Source organism: Nocardioides houyundeii (genome assembly GCF_002865585.1).
Taxonomy (GTDB): Bacteria; Actinomycetota; Actinomycetes; order Propionibacteriales; family Nocardioidaceae; genus Nocardioides; species Nocardioides houyundeii.
Genome location: NZ_CP025581.1, coordinates 1244274 through 1257431, shown reverse-complemented (window position 1 = coordinate 1257431; position 13158 = coordinate 1244274). Strand labels below are relative to the sequence as shown.

Annotated in this window: 10 protein-coding genes; 2 read left to right on the top strand and 8 right to left on the bottom strand. The window is 71.6% G+C overall.

Annotation, left to right across the window (positions count from 1 at the left end):
- Positions 1-34: 34 nt before the first annotated feature.
- Positions 35-2074: a sensor histidine kinase gene (locus C0R66_RS06085; RefSeq protein WP_101523939.1), complete on the top strand. Its 2040-nt coding sequence runs from the start codon at positions 35-37 to the stop codon at positions 2072-2074.
- A gap of 17 nt (positions 2075-2091) precedes the next feature.
- On the opposite strand, the gene rodA is transcribed toward C0R66_RS06085, so the two are convergent.
- The 8 genes from rodA to folC all read right to left on the bottom strand — a co-directional run bounded on the left by rodA (position 2092) and on the right by folC (position 10216).
- Complete coding sequence (gene rodA, locus C0R66_RS06080; protein WP_240311631.1) at positions 2092-3276, bottom strand: rod shape-determining protein RodA; 1185 nt, start codon at positions 3274-3276, stop codon at positions 2092-2094.
- Complete coding sequence (gene mrdA, locus C0R66_RS06075) at positions 3273-5393, bottom strand: penicillin-binding protein 2 (protein ID WP_101523938.1); 2121 nt, start codon at positions 5391-5393, stop codon at positions 3273-3275. Before mrdA ends, rodA begins: the two co-directional genes overlap by 4 nt.
- On the bottom strand, positions 5393-5905 hold the full coding sequence (mreD, locus tag C0R66_RS06070) for a rod shape-determining protein MreD (protein ID WP_101523937.1): 513 nt from the start codon (positions 5903-5905) through the stop codon (positions 5393-5395). The genes mrdA and mreD overlap by 1 nt, the downstream gene beginning before the upstream one ends.
- A complete protein-coding gene (gene mreC / locus C0R66_RS06065) occupies positions 5902-6825 on the bottom strand; it encodes a rod shape-determining protein MreC (RefSeq protein WP_101523936.1) in 924 nt (307 codons plus the stop codon). The genes mreD and mreC overlap by 4 nt, the downstream gene beginning before the upstream one ends.
- Positions 6825-7853: a rod shape-determining protein gene (locus tag C0R66_RS06060; protein ID WP_101523935.1), complete on the bottom strand. Its 1029-nt coding sequence runs from the start codon at positions 7851-7853 to the stop codon at positions 6825-6827. Before C0R66_RS06060 ends, mreC begins: the two co-directional genes overlap by 1 nt.
- 128 nt (positions 7854-7981) lie before the next feature.
- Positions 7982-8395: a nucleoside-diphosphate kinase gene (gene ndk / locus C0R66_RS06055; protein ID WP_199286898.1), complete on the bottom strand. Its 414-nt coding sequence runs from the start codon at positions 8393-8395 to the stop codon at positions 7982-7984.
- 25 nt (positions 8396-8420) lie between these two features.
- A complete protein-coding gene (locus C0R66_RS06050; protein ID WP_241901595.1) occupies positions 8421-8831 on the bottom strand; it encodes a DUF4233 domain-containing protein in 411 nt (136 codons plus the stop codon).
- Entirely contained in the window at positions 8828-10216 is a 1389-nt protein-coding gene (gene folC, locus C0R66_RS06045) for a bifunctional tetrahydrofolate synthase/dihydrofolate synthase (RefSeq protein ID WP_101523933.1), read from the bottom strand. Before folC ends, C0R66_RS06050 begins: the two co-directional genes overlap by 4 nt.
- Positions 10217-10529: 313 nt before the next feature.
- On the opposite strand from folC, the gene valS reads away from it, so the two are divergent.
- Complete coding sequence (gene valS / locus C0R66_RS06040; protein ID WP_101523932.1) at positions 10530-13145, top strand: valine--tRNA ligase; 2616 nt, start codon at positions 10530-10532, stop codon at positions 13143-13145.
- Positions 13146-13158: the final 13 nt, after the last annotated feature.

Here is a 13158-nt window from a genome sequence, read left to right as displayed (position 1 = left end):
TGCCGCGGATGCCACACCCGGGGGGAGGAAGACGTTGGCGGACAAGGGCGAGTCGGTCGAACCCGCCGCTACCGACACCGGGGCCCGGGGCCGGGGGTTCTGGGTGCTGTGGAGCGTGACCGCCGCGATCTTCACGCTGGGGGTGCTGCTGAGCCGCACGACGGCCGACCCCGGCCAGCTGCCCCGGCTCTGGCTCCTCTCCGGTGCCGCCTTCTTCTGGATGGCGTTCTCCTGGCGGGGGGTGCTGCCCCGCCTCACGCGGGTGTTCGTCCTGACCGTGGTCCTGGTCTTCGTGCTGGGGGTCCTGGTCGCGCTGGACGTGGACGTCTCGATCGCCTCCGCGGTGCGCAACGCTGCCGCGCTCGGAGTGCAGTCGCTGCTGCTGTGCGCGGGCTACCGCTGGGCCAGGGCACTGCTGAGGAGCGATCCGCCGGATCCGGCACCGGGTGCCGCCCGCTGGCGCCGGGAGCTGGCGCTGGAGTGGGCGCCCGGCGGCGCACGCGACCTGTCGGCCCTGATGCTCGCGGCGGCGCTGAGTGCCCTGGCCGTCGTCCCCGTCTTCGGGGTGCCCAGCCTGGTCGGCGACGACGCAGGGGCTCGCGACGTCGCGGACTGGGTGATCCGGGTCTGCGTCACCAGCCTGGTGAGCGTCACGGCGCTGCTGGCCGTCGCCACCTGGTCGCGCCAGGAGACCTCCCGCCGTGCCCTGCTGCTCCCGCTGATCGGGACGGCCTCGCTGCTGCTCCTGGTCGTGGCGCTGGAGTCCGACGCCGTCCCCCTGGTGTGGGTGGTCCTGCTCCCCAGCCTCTACGTCGCCTCGACGTTCCCGGTGTGGACGACCGCTGCCTACAGCCTCGGTCTGGGCTTCGGGTGCCTGATGATCTATCCCTTCACCGAGCAGTCGGGTCGGGCCCAGCCCGTGGTCCCAGACGGCTACGTCATCGACCTCCTGGTCTCGGTGTGTGCCTTCGTGGCCCTGACCATCGCCCTGCTCAACGAGCACCGCAACCGGCTGCTGCGTGACCTCGAGGCGGCAAGACGCACCGCGATCCGCCAGACGACCATGCTCCGGAGGGTCTTCGAGGCGATGTCCGACGGGTTCGTGGTGATCAGCCCCTCCGCGGACATCCGGGTGCACAACCAGTCGGCCGTCGACCTGCTCGGACGCCCGCTCCCGGACCTGTCGCCCCGCAACTGGGTCGACTACTTCGGCCTCACCCGGCCCGACGGAGCCGCCCTCGACAACGACGAGCTGCTGCACACCGAGCTCCTCGCCGTGCAGCCGCCCACCGGTCCCCGACGGGTGCTCAGGCAGCGGGTGGTCCCGCTCGACGGCCACCCGCGCGACGGCGTGATGATCTCCCTCACCGACGTCACGCACCAGCACGAGCGGCTCGGCGAGCTGAGCAGCTTCGCCGGCGTCGTGGCCCACGACCTGCGGGCCCCGCTGAGCAGCCTCGAGGGCTGGCTGGAGCTGGTCGGCGACGCCCTGGAGCACGGCCGCCCCGACGAGGCCGTCGCCCTGTTGATGCGGGCACGCGCGGCCAACCAGCGGATGCAGGAGATCGTCGCGGACTGGCTCCACCACACCGTGGACCTGGAAGGTGAGCTGCGCTCCACCGACTTCCCGCTCGCCAACCCGGTGGCGGTCGTGGTCTCCACCCACGTCGGCACCGGAGGGCACCGGTTCACCGTCGAGGTCCCGCACCGGGTCCACGCCGACCTGGCCATGGTGCGACAGCTGATGGACAACCTGGTGGGCAACGCCTGCAAGTACACCCGGCCCGGTCAGGTCGCCGAGGTGGCGATCACCTCGACCCCGGGTGAGCCGGGGTGGGTGCGGGTCGACGTGGCGGACCGGGGCATCGGCCTCCCGCCGGGCGAGGAGGAGCGGATCTTCGAGAAGTTCCACCGCGCCGCCGAGCATGCCCGGGACTACCAGGGCTCAGGAGTGGGCCTGGACCTGTGCCGCCAGATCGTGGAGCGTCACGGGGGTCGGATCCACGCCCGGGCCAACGACCACGGCGGAACCACGGTCTCCTTCACGCTCCCGGCCGCCCGCTCCCCCCGCTGAGAGCGGGGCAGCTCGGCTCAGCGGCCGGCCAGCGTCCTGCCGGGCGAGAGCAACCGCGTCGGGAGACTGGTGCCCGAGCGCAGCGCCACGTTCTGCAGCACTCCCACCGCGAGCATCCCCGCGAACATCGAGGAGCCGCCGTACGACACGAACGGGAGGGGGACGCCGGTGACCGGCATGATGCCCAGGCACATCCCGATGTTCTGGAAGGCCTGGAAGCCGAACCAGCACGCGATGCCGGCCGCCGCCACCCGGCCGAACATGTCGTCGGTGCCCGCGGCGATCGCCAGCGCCCGCCACACGATGATCGCCATCAGCGCGATCACCAGGCCGGCGCCCAGGAGGCCGAGCTCCTCGCCGACCGCGGTGAAGATGAAGTCGGTGTGCTGCTCGGGGACGAAGCCGGAGCGGGTCTGGGAGCCCTCGAACAGCCCCTGGCCGAAGAGCCCACCGTTCCCGACGGCGATCCGCGCCTGCTCGGTGTTGTAGCCGGCGCCTCGGGGGTCCAGGTCCGGGTTGGTGAACGCCATGAAGCGGTCCACCTGGTAGGCCTTGAGCAGCCCTGCGCTGACCGCCACCGCCGCGGCGGCGACTCCGGCGAGCAGCAGCCCACCCAGCCAGCGCCGCGGCGCGCCGGCCACGGCGAGCACCCCGAAGACGGTGGCGGCCAGGACCAGCATCGTGCCGAGGTCGGGCTGGAGCAGGATCAGGGCTCCCGGGACGCCCGCGATCACCAGCATGCCCAGCACGTCGACCGAGCCGACCGAGCGCCGCCAGCTGCCTTCGGTGCGCTCCGCGACCAGCAGCGCCATGCCGATCACCACGGCCAGCTTGGCGAACTCCGCCGGCTGCACCGAGAGCCCGCCGAGGCTCAGCCAGGACCGGGAGCCGTTGATGGTCGAGCCCATCACCAGCACCAGCAGCAGGCCGAGGATCGAGGCCAGGTAGACCACCGGGGCCAGGATCCTGACCCACCGGTGGTCGGTCGCCAGCACCAGCACCAGCAGCACGCCCCCGATCGCCAGGTTGACCAGCTGCTTGCGCAGGTACGCCGTGGAGTCGCCGCCGGTGAGCAGGTCCCGGCTGGAGGTGGTCGACCAGACCATCGTGGTCCCCACCACCAGCAGGGCGATGACGGCCAGCATCAGCACCCAGTCCAGGCCGGGGGCCCGCAGCCGCGCGAAGCCGGTGCGCTGAGTCACTTGCCCTCCCCCTGCGGCGGCAGGATGGTGCCGTCGGGCTGGAAGGACGGCAGCTGCTTGGGCGGCTTGGTGCCGGGGATCGCCGCCTTCGCGGGCACGACCCGGTCCCCGTCGACGCCGTACAGCGTCTCCCAGATCTTGCGGACGGCGTCGCCGTTGCTGCCTGAGCCCGTGCCGCCCTGGCTGATCATCTGGACCACCACGTAGTCCTCGGTGTAGGAGGCGACCCACCCGGTCGACTGCTTGCCGTAGACCTCCGCGGAGCCCGTCTTGGCGCGGATCTTGACCTCGTCCAACGGGAAGCCGATGAGCTTCCAGTTCATCGTGCCGCGGGTGGAGACCCCCTGGAGAGCGGTGTCGATGTAGTCCAGCGTCTTGTCCGACACCGGGACCGACCCCTGCTTCTTGGGCTGGATCCGCTGCAGCACCTTGCCCTCGGGGCTCACGATCGCCTTGCCGATGCGCGGCTCCCACAAGGTGCCGCCGTTGGCCAGCGCCGCGTAGGCGCGCGCGAGCTGCAGGGGGGTGACGATGGTGTCGCCCTGGCCGATGGCGAAGTTCACCGCGTCACCGGCCCGGTAGGCGAAGCCCTCGATGCAGAACTCGCGGGCGAACTTGTAGACGAAGTCGGAGGTCTCGGCGTCCTGCGGCGCATCGGCAAGACCGCAGTAGTAGTCCTTCTGCGACTCGTAGTAGGACCGCTTCCAGGTCCGGTCCGCGATCCGGCCGGGCGCCTCGCCAGGCAGGTCCACGCCGGTCTCGGAGCCGAAGCCGAACAGCTTGGCACCCTCGACCAGCGGGTCGAAGGCGTCCACGTCGGCGACGTCGGACCCCAGCCGCTGCCAGAAGTCGTAGCCGACCCGGTAGAAGAAGGTGTTGCACGAGACCTCGAGCGCCTTGGCGAACGTGATGTTGCCGTAGGCGCCGGACTCGTAGTTCTTGAACACGCGGTTGCCGACCTGCAGGCCCGACGAGCACGCCAGCGTGGTGTCGGTGCGGTAGCCGTTGCTCAGCGCTGCCGCGGTCATGAACGGCTTCCAGGTGGACCCGGGAGCGAACTGGCCCTGCGTGGCCCGGGACAGCAGGGGGGTCCCGGCCTTCTCGGAGTAGAGCCCGCTGAGCTCCTCGGAGGAGATCCCGCCCACCCACACGTCCGGGTCGTACGTCGGCTGGCTGGCCATCGCCACGATCCGTCCGGTGTCGGCCTCCATCACCACCGTGGCCCCGGAGTCGGCGGCGTAGTTGCGCCCCGTCACCGGGTCGAAGGTGGCGCGCTGGGTCGCGATGGAGCGGGCCAGCTCCCGCTCGACGACGCCCTGGACCTTGGCGTCGATCGAGGTGACCAGCGTGTCGCCGGGGGTGCTGGCGATCTCGCTGTCATCGCCCACCACCCGGCCCATCGAGTCGACCGCGACCCGCTTGTAGCCCGGCATCCCGCGCAGCCACTCGTCGTACTGCTTCTCGACCCCGGCGCGGCCGACGACGGAGGCGCCGTTGAGGGAGAGGTCGTCCTTGGCGCTGGCCCGGTCGAACTCCTCCTCGGTGATCGGGCTGAGGTAGCCCAGCAGGTGGGCCATGTTGACCCCGAAGGGGCTGGGGTAGGCGCGCACGTTCTGCTGCTCGGCCAGCACGCCCGGGTAGTCCTCGGGCTGCTCGAGCACCCGCAGCGCGACGTCCTGGCCGACGTCGTCGGCCACCGGCACCGGCTGGAAGGGAGAGCCGTTCCAGCACACGCCGGCCACCGCGCCGTCGTCGCCGCAGTCGGCGAGCCGGCGCTCGACCTGCCGCGGCTTGAGCCCCACCACGTCGGACACGCGGGCGACCAGCTTCTCCCGTTCGACCGCGCTGAGCTTGGAGACCACGTTGCGGTCCACCGAGACCACCCAGGACAGCCGGTTGGCCACCAGCGGGCGCCCCATCGCGTCGACCACCAGCCCGCGCTGCGGCTGGACCACGATGTCGCGGACGGACTGGTCGGCGGCCTGGGCCTGGTAGCCCTCGCCCCCCACGACCTGCAGGTAGTACAGGCGCACGAAGAGGGTCGCGAAGAGCGAGAACACCAGGGCCTGGACCACGATCAGACGCAGCCTGCTGCGCTGGGACCCCGACACCGCCATCAGACAGGTGCTCCGGTTCGACCCAGGCGCTCGAAGAGCCGCATCGTCGGCGGCAGCACGAAGGGGGTGAGCAGCAGGTCCCACAGCACGGCCACGGCGACCACCTCGAGCAGCTCGCCCACCGAGATGACCGGGTCGCGCAGGACCAGCCCGCTGAGCGCGAACAACGAGGTGCCGACGAACGAGGACGCGGCGACGGTGGCCAGCACCGCGGCGGTGGAGGGCCGCACGTCCTGGCGCACCCGGGCCGCGAGGTAGGCCACGACCACCAGGGCGAGCGCCCAGCGGCCCGCCAGGTGGTCGGCGGGAGGCGCCAGGTCCAGCAGCACGCCGGCGACGAACCCCAGCACCAGCGCGAACTGGGCGCCGCGGGTGAGCGCCGCGGCGACCACCACGAGCAGCACCAGGTTGGGCACGACTCCCTGCCATGCCACGTGCGGGAAGAGCGAGACCTGCAGGACCAGGGCGACGGACACGGCCAGGAAGCCCACCACGGCGCGTGCCAGCGTCATCCGATGCCTCCGTCGGCCTGGATCAGGGCCCGGTCGCTGGCAGTGTCGCCGGGCACGATCACCCCCACCACGTCGAGCGCGGAGAAGTCCACGAACGGCTCGATCACCGCCCGCTGCGCCTGCTCGCGAACGCTGGCGAAGACGTCGGTCACCCGACCCACCAGCACGCCGGGCACGTAGGGACCAGCACCGTCGCTGCCCCAGGACACGACGGTGTCGCCCTGGGCGGGGACCACCGCGTCGTCGAGCAGCTCCAGGTCCAGCCGCCCCTCCTGGCCCAGGATGCCGCGTCCCCGCAGGAAGCCGACCTCCATGCTCTCTCCGATTCGTCCTCCCACCACGGACTCGGCGTCGAGCAGGAGCAGCACCGTCGCGGTGCGGCTGGTGACGCGCAGCACCCGGCCCACGAGGCCGTCGTTGTTGACCACGGTCATGTCCGGACGCAGCCCGGCGTCGGAGCCGGCGTCGATGGTCACGGTCCTGCTGAAGGACTGGGCCGACCCGTGCGCCACCACCCGGGCGGGCACCATGGAGCGGCCCAGGTCCGCCGCGGCCCGGGTCAGCCCCTCGAACTCCGCCAGGCGGTTGCGGTCGTAGCCCGAGGAGGCGACCTGCTCGCGCAGCGCCGCGTTCTCGGACTCCAGGTCGGTGATGTCGCGGCGCAGCCCGTCCTTGGACCGGAACCACGTGGGGACGGCGGTGAAGGGACGCACCGCGGCCGAGGTGATCGTCTCGACGGGACCGAAGGCGGCGCCCACGGCAGCCCGGACGGGCTCGATCGGGGACGACTCCCCCGCCTGCTGGTCCAGGGTCATCAAGGTCGCGGAGGCCAGGAGCAGAGCCACCAGCGTGGAGCGCCGCGGCCGGGAGCGCTCCTCAAGCCCGCGCCACCGCTTCTCGCGGTCGGGACGCTCGGCCATCAGTACCTCCGGGGGTCCGAGACGAGCACCTGCTGCAGTGCCTCGAACTCCTCCACGCAGCGTCCGGCGCCGAAGGCGACGGACTCCAGCGGGTGCTCGGCGACGTGCACGGGCATGCCGGTCTCGTGCCGCAGCCGCTCGTCGAGGCCCCGGAGCAACGCGCCGCCGCCGGTCAGCACGATGCCGCGGTCCATGATGTCGCCCGCCAGCTCCGGCGGGGTCTGGTCCAGGGTCGCGCGCACGGCGTCCACGATGTCGGTGACCTGCTCCTCGATGGCGTGCCGCACCTCGGAGCTGGAGACCACCACGGTGCGGGGCAGGCCCGAGACCATGTCCCGGCCGCGGATCTCGGCCTCCGGCTCGTCGGGCAGCGGGAAGGCCGAGCCGAGGGTCATCTTGACCTCCTCGGCGGTGCGCTCCCCCAGCATCAGGGAGTACTCCTTCTTCATCCACGCCATGATCGCGGTGTCCAGGTCGTCGCCCGCGGTGCGGATGCTCATGCTGGTGACGATGCCGCCGAGCGAGATCACCGCCACCTCGGTGGTTCCGCCGCCGATGTCCACGATCATGTTGCCGGTGGCCTCGTGCACCGGGAGCCCGGCGCCGATCGCGGCCGCCATCGGCTCCTCCACGATGTAGACCCGACGCGCACCGGCCTGGTAGCCGGCCTCCTTGACCGCGCGCTGCTCCACGGCGGTGATCCCGCTCGGCACGCAGATGACCATCCGCGGCTTGGCGAGGTAACGGCGCCGGTGCACCTGCTGGATGAAGTAGCGCAGCATCTGCTCGGTGGCGTCGAAGTCGGCGATGACGCCGTCCTTCAGCGGGCGGATCGCGGCGATGTTGTCCGGGGTCCGGCCGATCATCCGCTTGGCCTCGTGTCCCACCGCCAGCACCTCGCCGGTGGTCGTGTTCATCGCGACCACGCTGGGCTCGTCGAGGACGATGCCCTTCCCGCGCACGTAGACCAGCGTGTTGGCCGTGCCGAGGTCGACAGCCATGTCGCGGCCGATGACGCTGTTCGCCATGTCCTTGTTGCCTTCGCTGGTGGTCCTTGAGGGAAGGAGCAGCTCCTCACCTCAGGGGCGGCTCAGCCTCCAGCGTAGGTAGCAGGCGCCCCGGATCCGGGCAGGACACGCCCCCGCTTCGCGGGTGCTCAGAGGTGCGGGAACCAGAGCGCGATCTCGCGCTCGGCGGACTCCGCAGAGTCCGAGCCGTGCACCAGGTTCTCGCGGTTGGACAGCGAGAGGTCGCCGCGGATGGTGCCGGGGGCTGCCTTGCGACCGTCGGTGGCGCCGTTGATGCCGCGCACCACCTCGATCGCCTGGTCACCCTCGAGCACCAGGGAGACCAACGGGCCGCTGGTCACGAAGTCGCGCAGCGGCGGGTAGAAGTCTCGCTCGACGTGCTCGTGGTAGTGGGCGTCGGCCTGGGCTGCGTCGATGGTGCGCAGCTCCATCGCCACGATGGCGAGCCCCTTGGCCTCGTACCGGGCCAGGATCTCTCCCACCAGGCCGCGCTGAACGGCGTCGGGCTTCAACAGGGCGAGTGTGCGCTGGCTCATGTCCAGCAGCCTACCCCCGGGCGGCGTCCGCCTAGCGACCCGCCGTGTACGCCGCCCAGGCTGCCGCGCGCTCCCGCTCGATCTTGCGACCCAGGAAGTACGCCGACCCCCACAGCAGAGCGAAGAGCGCGCCCAGGCCGAACATCATCGGCACCACGAAGCCCAGGCAGACGGCCGCCACCTGGATCACCCAGCCCAGGCCGTAGGCCCACTCGGCCCGCAGCATGCCGGCCAGCAGCAGGCAGGCCAGGGCCAGCCCGAGTCCCAGACTCAGCGCGGTGGCCGGGCGCACGTCGGCGATGGTGATCATCACCGGGGTCGTCAGGCCGAGCGCGATGGCCTCCAGGCAGAGCACCGCAGCGCACATGCCGCGCCGTGGCGACCTCTCGGTGTTGGGCGTCGCCGCGGGGTCGGTCTCGGTGGCGCCGGGGTCGGGGCTCACCGGGCCCTCCTCGGGTCGCCCGGACCGCGGGTGGGCGGCCGCAGCATCGCGCGCGCCTCACCCACGGTGACCACCGAGCCGGTGACCAGCACCGCGCCGGAGCCCAGCGCCTCGCCGAACGCCTCACCGGCCTCCGCCAGCGCGGCGGCCTGGTCGATGGCGTCCGCCAGCCTGGGCACCACGGTGACCCGGTCCTCCCCGAAGACGTCGCGCGCCGTACGGCCCAGCTCCTCGGCCGGCATCGCCCGGGGGGTGGAGTTCTGGGTGCAGATGACATGGGTCAGGTGCGGCTCGAAGGCGGCGAGCAGGCCCTCGTGGTCCTTGTCGCCCATCACGCCGATGACCCCGATCAACGGCGAGAAGTTGAACGCGTCCTCGAGTGCGGCCGCGGTCGCCTCGGCCCCGTGCGGGTTGTGCGCGGCGTCGAGCACCACCGTGGGCGAGCGTCGGATCACCTCGAGGCGACCCGGTGAGGTCATCTCGGCGAAGGCGGCGCGGACCAGGTCGTCCTCGAGCGGGGTCTCCCCGGCCAGCGCCTCCACGGCCGCGAGCGCCACTGCGGCGTTCTGCGCCTGGTGGGCGCCGTGCAGCGGCAGGAAGAGGTCGTCGTACCGGGCCCGGAGCCCCTGCAGCGAGACCAGCTGCCCGCCCACGCCCGGCACCCGGGAGACGACGCCGAACTCCATGCCCTCGCGCACGATCGTGGCACCCACCTCCGCCGCCCGCTCCAGCAGCACCGCGGCCACCTCCGGGGTCTGCTCGGCGAGCACCACGATACTGTCGGGCTTGATGATGCCGGCCTTCTCCGCCGCGATCGCGGTCAGCTCGGTGCCCAGGTACTGCGCGTGGTCGAGGGCGACCGGCAGCACCACGGCGACGTCGGCGTCGGCGACGTTGGTGGCGTCCCAGGAGCCACCCATCCCCACCTCGACGACGGCCACGTCGACCGGAGCGTCCGCGAAGGCGGCGAACGCCATGCCGACCACCGTCTCGAAGAAGGAGAGCGGGTGGTCCTGCTCGGCGTCCACGAGGTGGGTGTACGGCGCGACGTCGTTGAAGGCGCGCACGAAGGTCTCGTCGTCCAGGGGCTCGCCGTCGATGCTGATGCGCTCGGTCATCCGCTCCACGTGCGGGCTGGTGAACCGTCCGGTGCGCAGGTCCAGGGCGCGCAGCAGGGTGTCCACCATCCGCGCCGTGGAGGTCTTGCCGTTGGTGCCCGTCAGGTGCACCACCTTGTAGGCGTGCTGCGGGTCGCCCAGCAGCTCGGTGAAGGCGCGGATCCGGTCCAGCGAGGGCTCCAGCCGGGTCTCGGGCCAGCGGGAGAGCAGGGCGTCCTCCACCTCGGCGAAGGTCTCTGCGGGGCGGGGCTGGGAAGGCTCGGTCATGATGCGTCGAGTCTAGGCCCGGCGCCCCGTGGCGCCCGAGTCAGCGGCAGTTCCCTCCCCTCGCTGCCGGTGTTCTGCCAAAACCTTCGCGCTGGCCGGCACGCCCGGCTCGGCGCTGACGAGCGCAGGCGCCGGCAGGCCGAGCGGGGCGTGGGACGGAGGGACAGACCTGGTCGACCCCTGACGGTGGGAGGTCTCCCCGGCGGTTGGTGGCTTGCACGTCAACCGCCTCCGGTACCTCGAGCAGAGCGGGGTCCGGACCCTGCCGGGAACTGGTTTTCCGCATGGGCAGCCGCGCTCCTAGACTCAGGGCATGACTGAGACCCAGATCCCCGACCTGTCCCCGACGACGCCGGCCCCGCGCGACGTCGTCGTACCGGACAAGCCGGCCCTGGAGGGTCTGGAGGCCAAGTGGGCCCAGCAGTGGAAGGACGACGACACCTACCGCTTCGACCGGACCCAGCCGCGGGAGAACGTCTTCTCGATCGACACTCCCCCGCCCACCGTCAGCGGCTCGCTGCACGTGGGCCACGTCTTCTCCTACACCCACACCGATCTCATCGCCCGCTTCCAGCGCATGCAGGGCAAGTCCGTCTTCTACCCGATGGGCTGGGACGACAACGGCCTGCCCACCGAGCGTCGGGTGCAGAACTTCTACGGCGTGCGCTGCGACCCCTCCCTGCCCTACGACGCCGACTTCACGCCCCCGGAGAAGCCGGACCCCAAGCGGCAGGTGCCGATCAGCCGCCCCAACTTCGTCGAGCTCTGCGACCAGCTGGTCAAGGAGGACGAGAAGGTCTTCGAGTCGCTGTGGCGCACCCTGGGCCTCTCGGTCGACTGGAGCCACCAGTACACGACCGTGGGCAAGCCGGCCCAGGTCGTCAGCCAGCGCGCCTTCCTGCGGAACTACGCCCGGGGCGAGGCCTACCTCCAGGAGGCTCCCACGCTGTGGGACGTCACCTTCCAGACCGCCGTCGCCCAGGCCGAGCTCGAGTCGCGTGACTACGCCGGCGCCTACCACCGCGTCGCCTTCCACCGCCCCGACGGCGGCACCGTCGAGATCGAGACCACCCGCCCCGAGCTGATCCCCTCGGTGGTGGCCCTGATCGCGCACCCCGACGACGAGCGCTACCAGCCCCTCTTCGGCACCACCGTGACCTCGCCCGTCTTCGGGGTCGAGATCCCGGTCCTGGCCCACCCTGCCGCCGAGATGGACAAGGGCGCGGGCATCGCCATGAGCTGCACCTTCGGCGACCTGACCGACGTCACCTGGTGGCGCGAGCTGCAGCTGCCGGTGCGCACCGTGATCGGCCGCGACGGCCGGTTCACCCGGGAGACCCCGGAGTGGCTCTCCTCCGAGACCGCCGCCGCGCAGTACGCCGACCTGGCCGGCAAGACCGTCTTCTCCGCGCGCGAGGCGATGGTCGCCAAGCTGCGCGAGAGCGGCGACCTGATCGGCGACCCGAAGCCGACCCAGCGGATGGCGAACTTCTACGAGAAGGGCGACAAGCCGCTCGAGATCGTCTCCACCCGTCAGTGGTACATCACCAACGGGGGCCGCGACGGCGAGCTGCGCCAGGAGATGCTCGACCGGGGCGCCGAGATCACCTGGCTGCCGGAGCACATGAAGCACCGTTACGACAACTGGGTCGGCGGACTCAACGGCGACTGGCTGGTCAGCCGCCAGCGCTTCTTCGGCATCCCCTTCCCCGTCTGGTACCCGCTGGACGCCGACGGCGAGCCGGACTACGACCACCCGCTGCTGCCCGCCGAGGCCGAGCTGCCGATCGACCCCTCCACCGACGCGCCGCGCGGCTTCGAGGAGGACCAGCGCGGCAAGCCCGGCGGCTTCATCGGCGACCCGGACGTGATGGACACCTGGGCCACCTCGTCGCTGACCCCGCACATCGCCGGTCAGTGGGGCACCGACGACGACCTGTTCGACCGGGTCTTCCCGATGGACATGTGCACCCAGGCCCACGACATCATCCGCACCTGGCTCTTCGCCCGGGTGGTGCGCGCGCACTTCGAGAACCACGCCGTCCCCTGGTCGCACGCCATGGTCTCCGGCTTCATCCTCGACCCGGACCGCAAGAAGATGTCGAAGTCCAAGGGCAACGTCGTCGTGCCCACCGAGATCCTGGACAAGTTCGGCGCCGACGCGGTGCGCTGGCGCGCCGCCCTGGCGCGCCCGGGCCTGGACTCCCCCTTCGACGAGACCCAGATGAAGGTGGGCCGTCGACTCGCGATGAAGGTGCTCAACGTCGCCAAGTTCGTGCTCTCCAGCGTGGGTGCCAGCGAGCCGAGCCCGGTCGCGATCTCCGAGCCCGTCGACTGCGCCCTGATGGGTCGCCTCGCCCAGGTCGTGCTGGCCGCGACGGAGTCCTTCGAGGCCTACGACTACACCGGCGCCCTGGAGGTGAGCGAGCGCTTCTTCTGGGAGTTCTGCGACGACTACGTCGAGCTCGTCAAGGAGCGGGCCTACGCGGAGGACGGAAGCGCGGCCACCGACTCGGCCAAGGCGGCCCTGGCGGTCGCCCTGCACGTCCAGCTGCGGCTGCTCGCGCCCTTCCTGCCCTATGTCACCGAAGAGGTCTGGTCCTGGTGGCGCGACGGCTCGGTGCACACCAGCGAGTGGCCCAAGGCGATCGAGCTCGGCTCCGCGGCCGCCGCTGACGCGCGGGGCCTGGCCGGGATGGCCGCGGCACTCGGCGGCATCCGAGGCGCCAAGTCCAAGGCCAAGGTCTCGATGCGGCACGAGCTGACCCGGGTGCACATCAGCGGTCCCGCGGCACTGGTCGCGGGCGCGGAGGCCGCGGGCAACGACCTGCGTCGGGCGGGCAAGATCGTCGGCGACCTGACGTTCGCGGTGGACGACACCCTCGACGAGCTCAAGGTCGAGGCCGAGGTCGCTCCCTTCCAGGAGTGACCTGCCGCCGCGG